The 19,276-nt window shown below is 47.8% G+C and carries 20 protein-coding genes; 10 read left to right on the forward strand and 10 right to left on the reverse strand.

Annotated features, from left to right (window positions below; translation table 11 throughout):
* Position 1: 1 nt before the first annotated feature.
* The 3 genes from KB890_RS14940 to KB890_RS14950 form a co-directional block, all read right to left on the reverse strand.
* Positions 2–1,228, reverse strand: coding sequence for a restriction endonuclease subunit S (locus KB890_RS14940; protein WP_046127248.1), 1,227 nt, complete (start codon positions 1,226–1,228; stop codon positions 2–4).
* A complete protein-coding gene (locus KB890_RS14945; protein ID WP_046127247.1) occupies positions 1,225–2,784 on the reverse strand; it encodes a type I restriction-modification system subunit M in 1,560 nt (519 codons plus the stop codon). Before KB890_RS14945 ends, KB890_RS14940 begins: the two co-directional genes overlap by 4 nt.
* 70 nt (positions 2,785–2,854) lie before the next feature.
* Positions 2,855–3,058: a helix-turn-helix domain-containing protein gene (locus tag KB890_RS14950; protein WP_046127246.1), complete on the reverse strand. Its 204-nt coding sequence runs from the start codon at positions 3,056–3,058 to the stop codon at positions 2,855–2,857.
* Between the two features lie 1,104 nt (positions 3,059–4,162).
* Here KB890_RS14950 and KB890_RS14955 point away from each other — a divergent pair.
* The gene (locus KB890_RS14955; protein ID WP_046127244.1) at positions 4,163–4,510 is read left to right on the forward strand and encodes a hypothetical protein; all 348 of its coding nucleotides are present in this window, start codon (positions 4,163–4,165) and stop codon (positions 4,508–4,510) included.
* Here KB890_RS14955 and KB890_RS14960 read toward each other — a convergent pair.
* Positions 4,507–4,656, reverse strand: a complete 150-nt coding sequence (locus tag KB890_RS14960; protein WP_162892195.1) for a hypothetical protein — start codon at positions 4,654–4,656, stop codon at positions 4,507–4,509. The genes KB890_RS14955 and KB890_RS14960 overlap by 4 nt on opposite strands.
* A gap of 296 nt (positions 4,657–4,952) precedes the next feature.
* Between KB890_RS14960 and KB890_RS14965 the strand changes: the two genes are divergently transcribed.
* From KB890_RS14965 to KB890_RS14975, 3 genes are read left to right on the forward strand one after another with little or no spacing between them, the layout of a single operon-like run.
* Positions 4,953–5,144, forward strand: coding sequence for a helix-turn-helix transcriptional regulator (locus tag KB890_RS14965; RefSeq protein ID WP_046127243.1), 192 nt, complete (start codon positions 4,953–4,955; stop codon positions 5,142–5,144).
* Positions 5,145–5,160: 16 nt separating this feature from the next.
* Positions 5,161–6,822: a DUF927 domain-containing protein gene (locus KB890_RS14970; RefSeq protein ID WP_046127242.1), complete on the forward strand. Its 1,662-nt coding sequence runs from the start codon at positions 5,161–5,163 to the stop codon at positions 6,820–6,822.
* A 47-nt stretch (positions 6,823–6,869) separates the two neighbouring features.
* Entirely contained in the window at positions 6,870–7,115 is a 246-nt protein-coding gene (locus KB890_RS14975; RefSeq protein ID WP_046127241.1) for a helix-turn-helix transcriptional regulator, read from the forward strand.
* A gap of 40 nt (positions 7,116–7,155) precedes the next feature.
* Here the strand turns inward: KB890_RS14975 and KB890_RS14980 are convergent, their stop codons facing one another.
* The 4 genes from KB890_RS14980 to KB890_RS14995 form a co-directional block, all read right to left on the reverse strand.
* On the reverse strand, positions 7,156–8,070 hold the full coding sequence (locus tag KB890_RS14980) for a nucleotidyl transferase AbiEii/AbiGii toxin family protein (protein WP_046127240.1): 915 nt from the start codon (positions 8,068–8,070) through the stop codon (positions 7,156–7,158).
* Between the two features lie 4 nt (positions 8,071–8,074).
* The gene (locus tag KB890_RS14985) at positions 8,075–8,848 is read right to left on the reverse strand and encodes a type IV toxin-antitoxin system AbiEi family antitoxin (protein ID WP_046127239.1); all 774 of its coding nucleotides are present in this window, start codon (positions 8,846–8,848) and stop codon (positions 8,075–8,077) included.
* 115 nt (positions 8,849–8,963) lie between these two features.
* Complete coding sequence (locus KB890_RS14990) at positions 8,964–10,247, reverse strand: tyrosine-type recombinase/integrase (RefSeq protein WP_046127238.1); 1,284 nt, start codon at positions 10,245–10,247, stop codon at positions 8,964–8,966.
* Between the two features lie 185 nt (positions 10,248–10,432).
* The gene (locus KB890_RS14995) at positions 10,433–11,296 is read right to left on the reverse strand and encodes a YicC/YloC family endoribonuclease (RefSeq protein ID WP_002922636.1); all 864 of its coding nucleotides are present in this window, start codon (positions 11,294–11,296) and stop codon (positions 10,433–10,435) included.
* Between the two features lie 499 nt (positions 11,297–11,795).
* Between KB890_RS14995 and KB890_RS15000 the strand changes: the two genes are divergently transcribed.
* Positions 11,796–13,496, forward strand: coding sequence for a lysophospholipid acyltransferase family protein (locus KB890_RS15000; RefSeq protein WP_004181535.1), 1,701 nt, complete (start codon positions 11,796–11,798; stop codon positions 13,494–13,496).
* 37 nt (positions 13,497–13,533) lie between these two features.
* On the opposite strand, the gene KB890_RS15005 is transcribed toward KB890_RS15000, so the two are convergent.
* A complete protein-coding gene (locus KB890_RS15005; protein ID WP_015959141.1) occupies positions 13,534–13,665 on the reverse strand; it encodes a hypothetical protein in 132 nt (43 codons plus the stop codon).
* On the opposite strand from KB890_RS15005, the gene KB890_RS15010 reads away from it, so the two are divergent.
* The 5 genes from KB890_RS15010 (at position 13,625) to pyrE (ending at position 18,153) form a co-directional block, all read left to right on the forward strand.
* Positions 13,625–14,551 carry an HlyD family secretion protein gene (locus KB890_RS15010; RefSeq protein ID WP_269468163.1) on the forward strand — a complete coding sequence of 309 codons (927 nt, stop codon included), beginning with the start codon at positions 13,625–13,627 and terminating at the stop codon, positions 14,549–14,551. The two genes, KB890_RS15005 and KB890_RS15010, sit on opposite strands and share 41 nt — an antisense overlap.
* A complete protein-coding gene (locus KB890_RS15015) occupies positions 14,544–15,461 on the forward strand; it encodes an ABC transporter ATP-binding protein (RefSeq protein WP_004181533.1) in 918 nt (305 codons plus the stop codon). The genes KB890_RS15010 and KB890_RS15015 overlap by 8 nt, the downstream gene beginning before the upstream one ends.
* Positions 15,448–16,587: an ABC transporter permease gene (locus KB890_RS15020; RefSeq protein WP_002922603.1), complete on the forward strand. Its 1,140-nt coding sequence runs from the start codon at positions 15,448–15,450 to the stop codon at positions 16,585–16,587. Before KB890_RS15015 ends, KB890_RS15020 begins: the two co-directional genes overlap by 14 nt.
* A gap of 96 nt (positions 16,588–16,683) precedes the next feature.
* Positions 16,684–17,400, forward strand: coding sequence for a ribonuclease PH (rph, locus tag KB890_RS15025; RefSeq protein ID WP_002922602.1), 717 nt, complete (start codon positions 16,684–16,686; stop codon positions 17,398–17,400).
* Between the two features lie 111 nt (positions 17,401–17,511).
* Entirely contained in the window at positions 17,512–18,153 is a 642-nt protein-coding gene (pyrE, locus tag KB890_RS15030) for an orotate phosphoribosyltransferase (RefSeq protein ID WP_004173904.1), read from the forward strand.
* A 35-nt stretch (positions 18,154–18,188) separates the two neighbouring features.
* Here the strand turns inward: pyrE and KB890_RS15035 are convergent, their stop codons facing one another.
* Entirely contained in the window at positions 18,189–19,205 is a 1,017-nt protein-coding gene (locus tag KB890_RS15035; RefSeq protein ID WP_004181531.1) for an SMP-30/gluconolactonase/LRE family protein, read from the reverse strand.
* Positions 19,206–19,276: the final 71 nt, after the last annotated feature.

The raw sequence follows: 19,276 nt of genomic DNA on the forward strand, positions 1-19,276 counted from the left end.
ATCAGGCGGCTACCTCTGTTTTCGGCTTCGGGAAGCTCAGCAATAAATCGCGGTAATACTCGTATTGTTTCTGACGCAATTCAATTTCGCAGGGTAAGCCTTCCGTAATGGAGTTGGTCAGAGCATCGAATTTGTCGAGGATGGCGACGATTCGCTCTTTTTCTGTTGGCGAAGGGTTTGGTATACGGATACTTTCCAAGTTTTTCTTGTTCAGTTTCGGTTGTGCAGCACCAGAAATATATGGCGTCAAATCAATACTATTCAGGTAATACTCAACGTATCTTCTCTCTGCATAAGTGTCGAACTTAAGCACATGAGCATGATTGTTAACCCAGGTTTTGCCGCTGATGCTAAATGCTATTGGTGTATTGCGCGCCAATAGATTTGCACCATCTTCAGAAACGAGCAAAAAGTCGCCATCGAAAATATAGTCTTTAACATAATCGACAATTCCAGACGCACCGTAATACGGAATGTTTCCTGCTTCCCTCAAGCCGCTCGTGATTGGCTTTCTCTTTGAGTCGAGATTCTCTGCTAGTTCCCCTAAGGTCTTCCACTCCACTTCCCCTTCTTCAAAACTCAACAACAGGTCGCGGTAGTAGTTGTATTGTTTTTTGCGCAAGTTAAGCTCGGCGGTCAGCTCGGCGGTCAGCTCGGCGGTCATGGCGGAAAATGCGTCCAGAATGCGGACGATTTCGGCCTGGATTTCCAGTGATTTTTTGGGGTTTTCGGGGCAGGGAATAGGGATTTGAATCTTTGCCAAATCGGTCGCAGAAACATCAATAACCTTTGTTCCTTTTGCCAACTTCCTTTTCTCGCAAAAAAACGCAGATGTTTGCGTGAAATACGCAACGTATTTGCCAATTATAAGGCTATTTGGCTTAAAGATGGTTGCGTGACCACCTGTAACGGCTTGCGGTTTACCCAAATAAACTAGAGCCTTTCCTACATCCTCAAGATTTTCGCTTGTATTCGTGATTACGACATCACCTCTATCTACCTTTTTTAGCTTCTTGGCTGTTTCAGGTGAAACAAAAGATATAGTCGTTTGGGTTGAGAGTCCGTAATAAGTGTAAATCTGCCCGTAGTGAATAGCTGGTACTCCTGACTCAGTAAAATCGGTTTTTGGTAAGCCGTTTCCACGAACTAGTTCACCCAACTCACCCAGAGCTTTCCAGTTCACCTCGACCCCATTCAATAGCTTTTCCATAAGACTCGCGATGCTCATCTTTCTAGCTCCTCGCCCTCGATCTCAGCAACAATTGCGTCAATGTCTTTTCTTAGCTGGTCAATATTGGCCACGGTGGATTTCAGTTCCGCATTCAGTTGGGCGATATCAACGACTTCGCGGGTGTCTTTGGCTTCTACATAGCTACTGACAGACAGGTTGTAATCTTTTTCGCTGGCTACTTCTTCATAGGGCACTGTTCTGGCAAAGTGTTCGATGTTCTCTTTACTATCAAACACCCCAATGATCTGCTTGATGTGATCATCGGTAAGGACGTTGTTATTCGTCTCTTTCTTAAACAACCCACTAGCGTCAATAAATTGGGTATCTGTGGTGGTCTTATTTTTAGCTAGTACCAGGATATTTACCGCGATGGTCGTGCCGTAGAACAGGTTGGGTGCCAGAGAAATCACGGTTTCTACAAAGTTATTATCTACTAGATACTTTCTGATTTTCTGCTCAGCACCACCGCGATAAAAAATACCCGGAAAACAAACAATCGCCGCGCGGCCTTTACTAGAAAGGTAACTGAGCGCATGAAGCACAAAAGCAAAGTCGGCTTTGGATTTAGGCGCAAGCACGCCAGCAGGCGCAAAGCGATCATCGTTGATCAGGGTAGGGTCGTCTGCGCCTACCCATTTTACTGAGTACGGCGGGTTGGAGACGATGGCATCAAAGGGCTTGTCGTCACCAAAGTGTGGGTCTGTCAGCGTGTTGCCGAGTTGGATGTTGAACTTGTCATAGTTGATGTTGTGCAAAAACATGTTCATCCGAGCCAGGTTGTAGGTGGTGTGGTTGATTTCCTGACCGAAGAAGCCCTCTTCAATAACGTAAGGCCCGACATGTTTGGTTGCTTGCAGCAGCAAAGAACCTGAGCCACAGGCTGGATCGTATATTTTATTGACACTGGTTTGCTTGTGCATGGCAAGCTGCGCAATCAGCTTGGAAACATGTTGTGGCGTGAAGAATTCACCACCGGATTTACCAGCGTTCGCGGCGTAGCTCGAGATCAAAAACTCGTAGGCGTCACCAAACATATCAAAGTCACTGTTATGAAGGTCGCCAAGATCCAGTTCCGCTACGCCTTTAAGTACCGCGGCTAATCGACTGTTTTTATCTTTTACCGTATTACCCAAGCGGTTGCTGGTTGTGTCGAAGTCGGCAAACAGGCCTTTGATGTCGTTTTCTGACGGGTAGCCACTAGCAGATGCTTCAATGGCCTTGAAAACGTCAGCAAGTTCGATATTGAGACTTGGATTATTATGAGCGTCTTTGACCAGATTTTCGAACAGTTCACTGGGGTAAAGGAAGTAACCCTTAGTCTTGATGGCATCATCTTTGATTTCAGGTGTAACTACACTATCGGGCAGTTCGGCATAGTTAATACTCTCATCCCCGGCTTCGATGTAGGCACGAAAATTTTCGCTAATAAAGCGGTAGAAAAGCGTGCCCAGTACGTATTGCTTAAAATCCCAGCCGTCTACCGCGCCGCGAACATCGTTAGCAATCGCCCAAATTTGGCGTTGTAGGGCGGCGCGTTGTTGTGCACTTGTCATGATTCTTTTCTCGTTTTCATTCGTTTATGTATGCTATTACAGCTAGTGTATGTGGCTTTGGAGGCTATCCTCATGCTGTTGTCAGCTCAAGCAGGTCACCTACCTGGCATTCAAACAGCAGGCACAGCTTCTCTATGGCTTCCAGATCCACTTTCTGGGCTGTCTCTTTGTAGAGCAAAGTCACCGTTGCGCGACTGAGCCCTGTTTCTCTGGCGACGTCGGCAATACGCATCTTGTGTTCGCCCATCATGCGGGCAAGATGGCAGCGGATCATGGCTAGGCCTCTAGTAAATTGGGGTTAGTAAATATCGCTGAAGCATACCATAAATCTTTATATCAGAATGACATTTTGTGAGTTGAAATTGCATTTTACGGTTCTGAACGGCGATTTTTTAGGCGCTGTCTTGGTCTAAATCATTCCGCCTTTGATGTTCAGAGCGTTAAGCTGGCTTTTAAATGCCGTGCCCACAGTCTACTGACTGAAGTAGTCAAAGGCTTGCACTATCAGATGGCCATGTCGTTATCCAGCAATTGGCCAGCAATTTCCCAAGCTGTGCGTCAGTTCGATATAGCACTCAAATGCTACCAACAGATCGCTTTTTGATGGAAGGTTGGTGTCACTGCCCTGTGTTCGTTAACGCCTATCACTGAGAGATGGCTTTTCGGTGGCTTTTTGATGACCCATATGTAGCTCAAGTCTTGTGATCGGAGTTTTTGGGTTGATGAACGATGAGTGCAGGAATCATCACTTTCTTCCTTGAAATTCCAGATAGATAGGAAGCTTTTCAAGTTCATTCCATAGCAAGAATAAAGTCACTCTACTTTGGAATATTAGTGACAGTAATCCAGATGGAATGTTGGTACTAAGATTCCAGATAGATAGGAAACCCTGCCGATTTATTCCAGCCGATGATTTAGCCGTGATATTCCACTTATGTGGAATTTGATGAGCAACATTCCAGATAGATAGTTATGTGGAAAGTTATTGGCTAGGTATTGGGCGGGAATAATCAGATATTTTTCCAGTGTGGAATATTGTCCTTTGTGTTTTTATAAAATGTTCTGACAGAACAAAGTTATTAATTTTCAATTGCTTGTTGTATTTATTTTGGACTGGGGCCATGATTAATTTTAGAACTGGTCACAGAAGGGGAAATCATGACTGCTTTCGAGTGGGGGATGTTTGGGCTCTGGCTGTTTTTCACGTTGGTGTTCGCATGGAGCCTTTACAGCTATAAAGCGAACCAAACTATGTCTGAAGAAGATCAAAAACCACGTAACTAAGCTGGTTAGAGCTTGCATTTTCCTGTGCCGTGGTAGCCTGTCTTTAAACGTGCTGACTTTCACATGTGAAAGTTTTTCGGGAGAGTCCCCGACGATGAAATTCCTAGGCAATATTCTCTTGATGCTGCTCTTTGTCACAGGATTGGCGGCCTATGGCAACACCAACTTCGTCTGGTTGTTGATCTGTTTGCCTTTGGTGGTGTGGTTGTGGCGTGTGCTTTGCTGGTATATGCGCCTTCCCAGGCTCATGGTGCTCTTTTGGCTCGCTCTACTGTGCTTTAAATGGCCTGCGGCATTGGCCCTGGGTATTTCGGTTATTATCGTGTGGATGTTCAATCAGCGGCATAGTATTGCTCAGGAAAGGCCAGCGAAGCGTCGGCAACAGAGACAATACCTTTTGGGAAGCTATGATTATGACTTCCGGACCTTTAGTGACGATTAACTTTCATCACTTCCAGCCATTTTCCCTGCTTCTTCGGGCTGTTTTCCCTTATCCAGCTCCGCCAGTATCAATGATGCATTTTCTCTTGCTGCCGCAACGATATGCTCAGGCTGTTCTTCCAGCATTTGTTTCAGTGTTTTAGCCATAGCGCTCTCCATGAATATTCTGAACAGTTCTGTGAGTGTTTAGAATAAAAATTCCGGCGTTACATGTCACGAATGAATAGCGTGACATGTAATGGTTTTGGTTTAGTCATTAAAATTCAATTTGTTACATTCTGGTTTGTGAGTCGATAGTTTTAATTCTTTGTTCTCATTCCTGTATTTGCAGCACCGATAAATATCGCTCAATGTGCCCAAAATGGACAACTACAGCGACGAGGATAGCATTAGTTGAACAGTATGATCCCTCATGACAAATCAAAATGTTATGGGAGATAAATATGAACTTTTCTTTTTCTAGCGACAACTTTCTCACCTATGAAGAAGTGTGCTCGTTGACCAAACTTTCTCAGCCAACTTTGCGCCGGTATGTCAAAGCCGGTAAATTTCCGCAGCCCATCAAGCCCAACCCAGCGGGCAAGGCTGTGCGTTTCAGAGCGATGGATGTTCGTCGCTGGATGGCTGAGCTCTAATTGGCGGGAGGTAAGAATGGGATTTCATCTTACAGAGACTCACCTTGAATGTCTTGAAAAAGAAGATCGGCAAGTAGTAGGGGGTTGGATCAAAGTTATAGCCAGGACGCGGAAGAAATCAAAAAAACACGGCTTTGGTGCGCTGATCCAATGGCGCAATATGGATAACCAGCTACTTCAAGATATTGTTTTCAATCGCGTATTGCATGGTGATCAGTCACGCCAGGTACGTGATGCCCTGATTGATTCCGGCTATTGGCTGGAACCTTACCCACAAAGTTGGCCTCGTTTGCAGCGGTATCTGCTGCAAGAGATTGTGAAAGCCCCCGCAGGGATCTGCGTGGATACAACAGGATGGCATGACGGTATATATGTAACCCAGGATTGGTCTGTCGGTACGAATTCAGAGCCGTATTACTACGCCGGTCAACTGAACGACTCGATGCTGAAAAGCGCAGGAACCTCGGCGCAGTGGCAATCACAGGTGGGGGCACTATGCATCGGAAATCCATTGATGGTGTTTGTGGTGGGCGTTGCGTTATCTGCGCCTCTGCTGCATCCAGCCGCCGTGGAGAACGGCATTTTCCATTTGGTCGGGCCTTCTTCCTCTGGCAAAACGTCACTACTCGAATTGGCGGCATCGGTTTACAGCGATAGATCTTTCGTTCGAAGCTGGATTTCCACGGCGAATGGCTTGGCGGCGGTGGCCGCCGAGCAGCATGACATGTTACTCGCACTGGATGAAATTGGCCTGGCACGGCCAGAGGACGTCGATATTGCTGTTTACCATATAGTCGCGGGTACCAGTAAGCTGCGGGCAACGGAAAGCGGAGCACTCGCCAGACCTTCTCACTGGCGGACATTGGCGTTGAGCAGCGGTGAAGTGTGGCTGTCAGAAGTTTTTGAATCGCTTGGGAAGCGGCCTAAGGCCGGTCAACAGATCCGTTTGGTCGAAATACCTGTTTTTGGTCGATTTGGCACTTTTGATGCATTGCATCGCTTTCAGTGTCCGCAACTGTTTGTTGATCATTTGAAGCTGCAGACCAGCCGGTATCACGGGAGCCTGTTCCCCGAATGGATGAACCTGCTGACATCGACGGATGAGCTTGCCCACTACGCCAAGTCTGAGATCCAGCGGTTGGTTGATCAGTGGCGAACTAGCAATATGTCATCGCAGGTAATTCGCGTGCTGCAGCGCTTTGCGTTGGTAGCTACTGCGCTTGCTTTGGCTTCGCGAAATTATTTGGTGCCTTGGGATGAGGAGGAGTCTATCGACTCTGTGAAGCAAGTTTGGGGGCAGTGGTTAGCTGCTCGGGGTCATGTGATGAACTCTGAGGAACACCAAGTTCTGTCCCGCTTAAAAGTTTTGCTGCCGAAATGGGAGAAGGCTCTGCAACCACTCGGTCATCAAAATGCCACTTCTTTGCTGGGCTACATCCGAGAGCTTGATGGTGAGCGGCAATGGCTGATCGATAAGAAACAGTTTCTGCGGCAGCTGGACATGCCTGGCCAGTACATGCGTGAGGTGATGCCGATGCTCCAGCGGGGATGGCTTGCAACCAACGAGCCTGAGCGGGCAACGCTAAAACTCATGATCCAAGGTAAGTCCCATCGTTTTTTCGCACTGTGGCCTGAACGCATCTATGCCGGAATACAGGAGCTGGAACTTGATGACTAATTTCCCAGTTTCCCACTTTTCCCATTCAATCTCCGGAGGAAAACGTAATGAATGAACAAACCTTCGTATTACCCACTGAAGATGTCCGTGCTCAAGTACTCAGTCAGTCAGGCCAGTGTGAAAGACTGGTCAGAGAGCATGATCGCAGGGCGATCACCGGCGTCAGCCGCACTCAGTGGTGGTCTATGGAGAGACAAGGCTTAGTCCCCAAACGAGTCAAACTGAGTGCTCATTGTGTAGCCTGGCGGCTTTCAGATCTGTTGTGGTGGATTGAGCAGCGAAAGGCCGCTTGAGCAAGATCAGATCCCCGGCCCCTTCGAGAGCCGGGGATTTTCACATTCCCAGCAAGTCTTTGAGCCGGGCGTAAGCCTCCGCATGTTTTTCGGGTTTCATCCTGGCCAGATTTTGCAGTTTCCAGCGGACGGCAGGTAACTGGTCTATGCCGGCCAATCCGAGCTGGGTCCAATTCGGTGTGTAGTTCTTGAATGAGAGCAGAAATTCTCGCTCCTGTGGTGTCAGGGATGTATTGATGATCCTGACGAGTTGTTCTCGTGCGGCTTCCAGATCGGCTAGAGGAATGTCCTGTTCGGCCATGTTGCTAAACTCCCCCTCATACAAACCGGTAATGTCCTTGAAATGGGGGTTTAGCAGCTCGGCAATAGGGCGAGGGTGGCTAATAATATATACCAGCAATGCCTTACGTAGTTGCTCGGTTATCCCCTCTCTATCGAGTAACTGTTTGATGTCGAAAAGATCCCTTGGATGTTGGCGGTCTAGCGCTGCGCAGATTTTGCCTGCATACAAATCCGAGAAGCTCACCACGGCCATTTCGGCAAAGCCAAACTCTTCTTCAACGGCTTTACTGACCGGCATGACCCTGGGCTCGTAAACCGTGCCGCGCAGTACGGGTGAGAGTTCAATTTTGATTTGAACGTTATCTCGCTCCACCAATAAACGCAGAGCATCTGATTTATCCAGGAAGGAGCGGACAACACGAGTATTGTCGATGTTAGCCGTTATCTTGGAGGCCAGCGTATCTAGGTTGCTCTTGATGGTCTGCAGGGCTTCATTCCGTTCCATCATGGGCAGAAAAACTAAGTCGATATCAACCGAAAGTCGAGGAAAGTCACGAACGAACAAATTGATAGCGGTTCCACCTTTTAGAGCGAAACAGTCGTGCTGCGCAACAAAAGGAATAATCCTGAGTAGTAGCTGCACTTGTCGGTAGTAGTGGCTTTGTCTATTCATGTTTTCACATATCCTTAGGCACTGTTATTTGCCAGGTTGGCTCTAGTTTGCCGCCTTTAGCGATCAGTCGTTTACCAGTGCCCAGTGCATACTGTTCTGGTGTGAGGTATTTAAGCCAAGCGTGTTGATGTCTTCCTGCCAGCCAGAGAAAGAGTCGCTTTGCTTTGATACTGCTACAGGCTTTCAGCAAGGAATTCAGCTTACGAGGCGATAGGTTGTGTAATCCTTGCATAAGTTGGTCAGCGTGTTCAAAGCTGATGGTATTAGGCACTATAGCTAAAAGCTCCAAAATGGCTTTCTCTGGACAGGAATAATGTAATGAAGGAAGAGATGCTTGCCAGCTATCTTGCCTCAGGTACTGGTTGTCTTGCATTAGCGTCTCTGGCCATAGGCGACGAGTGCCATGCCACTTAAATTGTGCTGGCGCATCGATTCTAGCCAGCCATCTAGGCAGCATCTCAGTAGAATAGAGGTGAATCTTGGGTTTGTTTCCTTTGGACAGGTAATGGCCAAGTCCTTCCAGCTCTAATGCTGTCAGACCTCCAACATGGACAGGGACATCGGCCATGCGTTGCAACGAAGCAACGATTCCTTTCCAGGATAGCTTCGCTTCTTGCCTAGTGTAAACACCGGCTGCGACAGGGATCAGCGTTTGGCTCCGGACTGCATTGTCCAGAAAATGCAGGTTGAGTCCTTGCGTCTCCAGCCATGATTTGGTGGCGATCATATCCAACGGCAGCAGTTTCTGTAGTTGCTGTCTGGCTTCAGTGTTCAGCATAACTGATCCCATTTTGGTTTATAAAAAATAAAATACACGTTGATTATCGACGTGATTTTCAGACTTTTCAAACTAATTTGAATTTTTGGTTTGTAAGTTTGTAATTTCACGTCAATTATTGCCGTGAAAATTGTGATTTAGAAACCGTGTCAAAATTGACAATCTTATTTTCCCCATCGCCATTAACAATTGGAGCCAGCCACTCACCAAGCATGTTGTGAGCCACTTTGCGCTCCTCAAAATAAGCATCTTTGTTATAGATACCATCAGTTCGGTTACCTGGAATTTGGTTAAGGCATCGTTGAGCTATATTGTCAGGAATATTCATCTTACCCATTCGGGTTCTGGCAGTGCCTCTTAGGTCATGCACCCGGCGCTTTTCAAACGAGAAAAAGTTCTGTTCAAACAACTTCTTCAGTGCATGGTTTAAGGTATTCTCGCAGACATGTGGGGTACGTGCCTTTTTGCTTATTCGTCTGGCTGGGAATACCCATTCGCTACCACAACTGCGTATCTTCAGCTCTTCCAACCACAACAGGGCTGCATCACTGAGAGGAATGTCGATTGCGCGACGTTTCTTGGTGCGTTTTTTCGGCAGATGCCACACTCGATTTGGCAAATCAAACTCATGCCATGGTGCGGCCAATAACTCCATTTTCCGAGTACAAGTCGCAATCAACAAAGCACAAGCCAAATAGTTCTCTCGACTGAATTGTGCAGGGATCGCTCTGAGCTTGGTAAAGAACTCAACGACTTCGGTTTCGGTCATAGGGTCGTTTGCAGCTTGTTCCTCCCCACCTGCATCTTTGGGTCGAAAAGGGCTTGCAGGGTTGAACTGAGTAACATCGAGCTTGATGCCATGATCAAAAATGCGCTTGAGCATACGCATTACGTCGTTAGATATGGTTGGTCTTGGTGGTTTATCACCATAACCATTAGCGATATCCCGTAGGATTTCACTGATGTCGAGTGGTCTTATTTTATCTAGCTCGACTTTACCGATACGCCAAGCCACCTCTCGTTCGTAAAGGCTCTTTTCTTTTTCGTGGGTAGCAATTTGTCGCTGGCGGAGCTGATGATAGTCAGCATACAAATCATTCAGTGTTTTAAAGGGATTCTGATTAACTTTCTTGCGTTCTTGGACGGGATCAACTCCTTCACGTTTGATCGCTAACCTCAGCTTGGCGGCCTCATCACGAGCATCGGCCAGTGACCAATCATCAACTTTACCGATAGTGTACTCGCGCCGAAGCTTAGTTGCTGGTGTGGTGTAGCGCAGCATCCAGTAGGCATCCCCGCGTTTGGGAGTCATCAAATACAGTCCATCGCCATCGGAGTGTCGGACGGATGATTTTTCCTTAATCAGTTTTTTAACGGTTTTGTCATGCAAATTGCCCATTTCTCGACCTCAAAAAATTGGGGAGTACAGTCTCGCTTAACTAACTATAGCGAGAAAATACTCCCCAATCTACTACCCATAACTACCCAAACTTAGTAGGTTTGCAATGGATTTTATGAGTGTCATTTTTTCATAATTTAATGATTTACAATGGTTTTAAGTCCGTCTTTGACCACTGGTGAAGATTACTCTATGTTTTGGATTTGCTCGCGCATTTGCTCGATGAGTACCTTCAGCTCAATCGCGGAGTTGGTCACCTCGGCGTTAATCGATTTTGACGCCAGGGTGTTCGATTCACGGTTGAACTCCTGCATCATAAAGTCGAGACGGCGACCCACAGCTTCTTTCTTCTTCAGAATGTTATAGGTCTCTTTAACGTGCGCTTCGAGACGGTCCAGTTCTTCGGCAACGTCGATACGCTGCGCCATCAGCACCAGCTCTTGCTCAAGGCGGTTATTTTCCAGCTGTACTTCCGCATCTTCCAGCTTGGCGACCAGGCGCTCGCGCTGCCACTGGAGAATTTCCGGCATATGAGCGCGAACTTTCGCCACTTCGCCGCTCACGCCTTCAAGCCGCTGCTCGATAAGCGCTTTCAGGGCCTGGCCTTCCGTTTCGCGGGCGACGATGAAGTCGTCCAGCGCGCCGTCAAGAGCGGCCAGAATGTCGGCGGCGATGGCGTCGAGATCCTGCTCTTTGGCGGCCATCACGCCCGGCCAGCGCAGGATATCAACCGGGTTGATTTCCCCTTCATCGCTCTGCATTTTCACCCAGTTGGCAGCGTTTACCAGCTGTTTAGCCAGCTTTTCGTTGAGGATGAGTTCACCCTGAGCGCTGGGATCTTGTTCAAAACGCAAGGTGCATTCGACTTTACCGCGAGTCAGGCGGGCGCGAATGCGCTCGCGTACCACGGGCTCCAGACTACGGAACTGCTCCGGCAGGCGGAAGTACGTTTCCAGATAGCGCTGGTTTACCGAGCGCAGCTCCCATGCGGCGCTACCCCAGTCACCCTTGATTTCACGGCGGGCATAGGCGGTCATACTGCGGATCATAGGCGTTCCTGTTTTCGTAATAATGAATGCAAGGATTATAGCCGTGCGGGCGGTGACTTAACAGGAATAGTGATGAAATACTTCAAGGACGATTGTTTTAAGGGATATCGCCGCAAAGTTATTTTCACCAGGGGCTGTAGGTGGGGTTATATATTATGGGAATCCGTAGTTAATATTTTCTGATATTAGATACGGGCATGGAATTCGGATGCCTTTGTACAAATGCATATACCGCCAGACAAGCTATTCTGTGAGTTTTAGGAAGTATAACCACCAGAAATGAGATAGGGTATTACCTTTAAGCATTATGTATGTTTTTTTTGCATTGATTACTATAAATTTATTAAAACTTTGGTGGTTGTATTTATGGTGAGAATACTGTTGTATTAATTATATCTAATTGTTTTGTTTTGGCCTTTTTAAGTTTTATGCGGTATTGTCCGACTGAAAGAACGCTAGTATAGTCGTTTAAGATGAGTTCTATAAAAAGGATTTTAATATGGACGCTATCTTTGACAGAGTCGTAAGGGAATTTTTTCCAAATACAACCATACCTTTTTGGAAAAAATGGCTGTTCAGGACGGCATTTGGCAATAAGGTATTTTCTCGCTTAATATATAACGAGCGACTCGTTAATAAAAATGGGGTCGAGTGGGTTAATGCAGTTGTTGAACTCCTTGAGTTGAAATGTGAAAGCGAACACCACCAACTTAACAACATACCTGGGCATGGGGCTACGGTTGTTATTTCAAATCATCCGACGGTTATCGATGGACTTAGTTTAATACATATGGTCTCCCGAGTCAGGAGTGATATAAAAATAATAGCCAATCAAGTTTTGCCAATTATATTCCCCCAGGTATCGGAACTTACCATTGGAATTGAGAATATGGCCGGTAAGATGAGCCATAAAAAATTCCGCGAGATGAACGATCACCTGCGAAAAGGAGGCGTATTGATTATATGTCCTGCGGGTAAGCTGGCTAACTGGTCTCTTTCCGGGTTACAGGAGCATAAGTGGAACCCCGGTTTTTTACAGCTTGCTATGAGAAATAATGCAGCATTGGTACCAATTCATATTACGGGAGCAAACAGTAAGATTTATTATCTTACTGCAACATTCTGGCGGCAACTGTCGAATATGATGGTTATTCGTGAAGCTCTCCGCCATCATGGCAAGACCATGAAAATCAATATAGGACAGCAAATAGCCTTATCCTCGTTTAAAGAATACAATAAAGATCTTTCTGCCGCGGCAAATGTATGTTTGACGCACCTCCAGAGTATAGCGAAGAATGGCCCGGCTATGTTAGATACGATTGCGCCGCAAGAATTAGAACCAGGTAAAGAGGAGCTAATTAGCGCAATAGAGGAGTGCGAAATATTAAGGCAGTTTGAAGACGGTAGAAAACTAGTGATATATCGCTGTAATACTAACCGAACCTCACCCATTATTGATGAGTTAGGGCGCTTACGCGAACGCTGTTATCGCGATATTGGTGCCGGAACTGGTAACGACAGAGATAACGATGTTTTTGATGAAAGTTATTATCATATCATTTTGTGGGATCCTTCTGATGTGGAAATCCTGGGAGCATATCGTGTTATGCCCGTTGGCGAGCAACTGGCCCAACATGGTGTAACAGGCCTCTATAGCAACAGCTTGTTTAAATACCATGATAATGCCTATTCCTGTTTAGAGAAGTGTGTGGAAATTGGCCGCGGTTTCATTCAGAAACCTTATCAAAAAAGTAAGGTGCTTGATTATTTATGGCAAGGGATATTTGACTTTATAAAAAGATATCCGGACTATAAATACTTGCTGGGTGTGCTGACCATTCCTGGAACTTTTCCTGAAAAAGTACAGAAACTCATCATCAGTTTCTATAATATATACTTTTCCTCGACAGCTGATTTTTGTACGCCGATAGCATTGTTCACTGCCGAAAATGTACAGGATGATACTCCATTTTGTGGCGAAGATTTTAGAGCAGACTGGAGCATGCTTAATCACCTGCTGAGAGAAGAAGGTTATGAACTTCCCTGGCCTTTTAAACAGAGTGCTAAATGGTTCTCCCCGGGCGGATCGTCGATTCTTGCATTCACAAAAGATTATTCTTTTAATTCGATAGCTGGGTTAAATCTTAGCTCTATAGATAAATTGAATGAAAGCTACGTTAAGCATTATTTAAGAGATTAAACTGACGATGATTGTCCGGTCCTGGAGCGAGCGTGCCTCAATCCAGACCGTAGTGATAAGGGAAATGATATGCGTATGGATGCGTTTTAATGCGAAAGCCAATAAATGTATTTATTATATTGATATCGGTGCTGATACTCACCGGGTGTGATAACAAACCAGATAACATGTTATCCGGTTATTCACATGGAGAATTTGTATACCTTTCATATTCTGGTAATGAAAAAATAGAACGGATCTTGATCAATAAAGGAGATAACGTCGCCGCAGGACAGGAGTTAGTGAAGATTGAGTCCTTCGATGCGCAAAATATTTTCCTGCGCGCTGAGGAAAAGCTATCAGCAGAGAGGGCTCTATTACGAAATCTGGAATCTGGCGAACGGCCTGAAGAGCTGGATATTATACGTTCGCAGATTAAAAAAGCACAATCGGCAGAATCTCAGGTAAAGCGACAGCTTGGGCGATATCGTAATCTTTACGCCAATCATGCCATATCGCTTGCGGAATGGGAGGATATCCGGGATGAATTAACTCAAAAAGGCGCACAGGTTGAAGAGTTAATTAATCAACTCAAAGCACGGCAACTCCCTGCCCGGCAGGATGAGATTAGCAAGCAGCGCTCAATGGTGGCCGCGGCAAAACTCGAACGGGATAAGGCGCTGTGGGATGTCCAGCAAACGACGATTGTTTCTCCGGTCAATGCTAAGGTCTTCGATATTATTTATCGTGCCGGGGAGCGCCCTTCTGCTGGTAAACCAATAATCAGTCTGTTACCTCCTGAGAATATAAAAGTACACTTCTTTATACCCGAAGCGAAGCTCGGTAAATTTAAAATCGGATCTAAGGTAAAACTTATATGCGATGGTTGCGCTGAGCCCATTGCTGGCATTATTAACTATATCAGCCCTGAGGCCGAGTTTACGCCTCCAGTTATTTATAGTACGAAACGTCGTGAGAAGCTCATTTTTATGGCGGAGGCTATCCCTGCGCTGCAGCAGGCAGGGCGGATGAAAATCGGCCAACCGTTTGATGTGGAGATTATTGGCGATGAATAATCTTTGTATTGATGTAAAAAATCTCAATAAACATTTTGGCGAGCATCACGTCGTAAAGGATTTCTCTTTACAGGTGGCAAAAGGCGAGATCTATGGTTTTCTCGGTCCGAACGGTAGCGGAAAAACGACATCGATTCGAATGATGTGTGGTTTGATTACGCCGGATTCCGGTGAAGGTACTTGTCTGGGTATGGATATCTTTACGCAGCGGGAAAAAATAAAAAAAAAGATAGGCTACATGACCCAGTATTTCTCAATGTGGGGAAATTTAACTATTCGGGAAAACTTACTTTTTATTGCGCGGTTATATAGCCTCGATCGGCGTAGAGAGCGGGTTGAACGTGCGCTTTCTGAGTTAGGCCTCACTGCCCGACAGCACCAGCTGGCTAAGGAGCTTTCTGGGGGCTGGAAGCAAAGAATGGCCCTCGCCGCCTGTATGTTGCATGAACCTGTTTTGCTATTTCTGGATGAGCCGACTGCTGGCGTGGATCCCAAGGCGCGGCGAGAGTTCTGGCAAATGCTGCACCAGCTCTCTGACCGGGGGATCTCGATACTGGTGAGCACGCATTATATGGATGAGGCTGAGCGCTGCCATAAGGTTGCCTATCTCTCTTATGGTCGGCTGCTGGCGAATGGCACTATTGCGTCGATTATCGCCTCCCAGAATTTGATCACCATGCGAACCAGCGGCGCCGGTCTGACGCTGCTTGAAAGCCAGCTACAGCGCTTGCCGGATATTGAGCAAACGGTCATTTTTGGCAATCAGCTTTATATTACATCCAGAGATGAAGCGAAGTTAAAATCCGCGCTTTTTGCCTTTACGCAACAGGGTTATGAGTTCTGTAAGGTGGATACCAATCTGGAAGATGCATTTACCTACTTGATGAAAAATAATTGTGAAAAAAATTAATTTTAGCTTCTCCGTTACGCGGTGGATTGGCGTGGTTATTAAGGAAATTCACGAGCTACGCCGTGATAAAGTCAGCATCAGTATGGTGCTCCTGACACCTCTTTTTCAGCTGATCATTCTTGGCTATGCCATCAATATGGATCCGCATAATCTTCCGACCGCCTTACTAAATTATGATACCGAACGCATGAGTCAAATCTTTGTGACGGAAGCGCAAAATACCGGGTATTTTTCGATGATTCCTGTCGATTCAGAAGAGGCGGCGCAGAAAGCCTTTGTGCGGGGGGATGTCACTTTTATCGTGACGATCCCTGAAGGGTTTACGCGCAAGTTACTGCGTGGAGAAAAGCCACAACTATTAATTCAGGGGGATGCCATCGATCCGATCACCACGGGGAATGCGCTCAGCGCCCTTGTGCAGGTGGCGAAGTCGATGTTTCAGCACGATTTGCCGGGCGACATGCGTGTGGTGCAAAAAGAGGATGATTTCGAGCTTATCATTCATCGCATGTTTAACCCTGAGGGGATAACCCAGTTTAATACTATCCCCGGTATTATGGGGTCTATACTCAGTACAACGTTAATCCTGATGACCGCCCTGTCAATTACCCGCGAGCGAGAAAACGGGGCGTTAGAAAATTTACTGGTCTCTCCGTTGTCCGGGCTTGAGGTCATTATTGGGAAAATAACGCCTTTTGTTATCATTGGTCTGTTTCAGGCGACGTTAATCCTGATTGCCGCCGTTTTGTTGTTCGATATCCCCCTTCACGGTAGCGTCTTCCTACTATTTTTTGTGCTGTTAATTTATGTCTTTCTTTGTCTGTCAATTGGTATCGGTATTTCTGGCTTAGCACAAAACCAGCTGCAGGCGCTGCAAATGTCCTCTTTTTACTTTATCCCTTCCATTATGCTGTCCGGCTTTATTAGCCCCTTTATTAGTATGCCTGACTGGGCGAAAGCCATTGGCTCCTGTTTACCGCTGACCTACTTCATCCGCCTGGTTAAGGGCATTATGCTGAAAGGCTATTCAGCAACGGCATTGTTGCCTGACCTCTTGCCGCTGATAGGCCTGGCGGTGATTGTCATTGGTGTGGGGTTGAAATCTTATCGTAAAACGCTGGACTGACATTATCGGCGCGTCCGGCTGGAGTGGGCATAGGCTTTTTGCCATGAAATTCGTATAATGCGCCCTCACATTCGTTTCAAGCCGGAGATTTCTATCATGCGTCCAGCAGGCCGTAGCGCTAATCAGGTGCGTCCCGTCACCCTGACCCGTAATTACACAAAACACGCTGAAGGCTCCGTGCTGGTCGAATTCGGTGATACCAAAGTGCTGTGTACTGCCTCTATTGACGAAGGCGTTCCGCGTTTCCTGAAAGGCCAGGGCCAGGGCTGGATCACCGCTGAATACGGCATGCTGCCGCGTTCTACGCACACGCGTAACGCGCGTGAAGCGGCAAAAGGCAAGCAGGGCGGCCGGACGATGGAAATTCAGCGCCTGATTGCCCGCGCGCTGCGCGCAGCGGTTGACCTGAAAGCGCTGGGCGAATTCACGATTACTCTCGACTGCGATGTACTGCAGGCCGACGGCGGCACCCGCACTGCCTCCATTACCGGTGCCTGCGTGGCGCTGGCCGATGCGCTGAATAAGCTGGTCGCCGCCGGCAAGCTGAAAACCAATCCGATGAAAGGGATGGTGGCCGCGGTCTCCGTCGGTATCGTAAATGGCGAAGCCATCTGCGATCTGGAGTACATCGAAGACTCCGCCGCGGAGACCGACATGAACGTGGTGATGACCGAAGATGGCCGTATTATTGAGGTGCAGGGCACTGCGGAAGGTGAGCCGTTTACCCATGAAGAACTCCTCACTCTCCTGGCGTTAGCCCGAGGGGGGATCGAGTCCATTATCACGACGCAGAAGGCGGCGTTAGAAAATTAATGATTAAGGCGACTGAGAAGTCGCCTTTTTTTTTGCGCTTTATCCTTCATCACACCTGCGAAGGGGAGCGCGCAGTCTGACAATGATGAAAAGTACCAAAGGAGCGAATCCATGAAGCCGTATCAGCGCCAGTTTATTGAGTTTGCGCTTAGCAAGCAGGTTCTTAAGTTTGGCGAATTCACGCTGAAATCCGGGCGCAAGAGCCCCTATTTCTTCAACGCCGGCCTGTTTAACACCGGGCGCGATCTGGCTCTGCTGGGCCGTTTTTATGCCGAGGCGCTGGTGGATTCCGGAATTGAGTTTGACCTGCTGTTTGGCCCGGCCTACAAAGGAATCCCAATCGCCACCACCACCGCGGTGGCGTTAGCCGAGCATCATGACCGCGATCTGCCTTACTGCTTTAACCGCAAAGAGGCAAAAACCCATGGCGAAGGCGGCAATCTGGTCGGTAGCCCGCTGCAGGGCCGGGTAATGCTGGTGGATGACGTGATCACCGCCGGTACGGCGATTCGCGAATCCATGGAGATTATCCAGGCCCAGGGCGCGCAGCTGGCGGGCGTTCTGATCTCCCTGGATCGTCAGGAACGCGGCCGCGGCGAGATCTCCGCCATTCAGGAAGTGGAGCGGGATTACGGCTGCCAGGTTATCTCAATCATCACTCTGAAAGAGCTGATCGCTTACCTGGAAGAAAAGCCGGAGATGGCGGAACACCTGGCGTCAGTTCGCGCCTATCGTGAAGCCTACGGCGTCTGATGATGCGCCCGGCAGCCTCGGCTGCCGGATTTCCGCTATATCAGCTTAGCGCCCTGCGCATTGACGTACAACGAATAGATTGACGTGCTGGACGCCATAAACAGACGATTGCGCTGTTCGCCGCCAAAGCACAAGTTCGCGCAGCGCTCTGGCAGTTTAATGGTGCCGATATGCTTACCCTGTGGGTTGAAGATCCGCACGCCGTCGAGTTCTTCGTTTCCGCTTCCCCATCCGCACCACAGATTGCCGTCTGCGTCGCAGGCGAACCCATCGGCGGTACCGTTCCCACAGTCGAGATACACCCGTTTATTTTTCAGCGTATTGCCTTCCACATCCCACGCCAGAATTAAGCGGTTCGGTGTCGCCCGGCTTTCCACCACGTATAAGGTCTTTTCATCCGGCGAGAAACACAAACCATTTGGCCCTTTTACGTCGCCCAGTACCACGCTCAGTTTGCGGCTTTCCGGCTCCAGACAATAGACGTTTTGCGGCAATTCTGATGTTGCTTTGTGGCCTTCGTAAAAACCACTGATGCCAAATGGCGGATCGGTAAACCAGATGGTGCCGTCTGACTTCACAACGATATCGTTTGGAGAATTGAGGCGATGACCCTGGTAGCTATCGGCCAGTACGGTAACAGACCCATCGTATTCGGTACGCGTAATGCGGCGGGTGTCGTGCTCGCAACTGATTAAGCGCCCCTGTCTGTCGCGGGCGTGACCATTGCTATAATTGGCCGGGTAGCGAAAGACGCTGGTTTCTCCGCTGACTTCATCCCAGCGCATGATGGCGTTATTCGGAATGTCGCTCCACAGCAGCATTCGCATGTCGCCGAACCAGACCGGGCCTTCCGCCCAGCGGAAGCCGCTGGCGATGCGTTCGACCTTTGCGCTGGCAAGCATATAGCGACGAAAGCTATCATCGACGGCCACGATGCGTGGGTCCGGATAGCGTTCAGAGGGGGCCCATGCTGCGAAGCTTTTTTGACTGACCAGTAGCGATGCGGTTGCCAACCCGCCTATCTTCAGTAAATCCCGCCGTGACGTCGCCATCAAATCTCTCCTTGTCGGGTGGTGTTGGGGGAGGGGGAAATGTTCAGCAAGCTGGATAGTAGGAAAGGAAA

Source organism: Klebsiella sp. P1954, assembly GCF_018199955.1.
Classification (GTDB): domain Bacteria; phylum Pseudomonadota; class Gammaproteobacteria; order Enterobacterales; family Enterobacteriaceae; genus Klebsiella; species Klebsiella pneumoniae.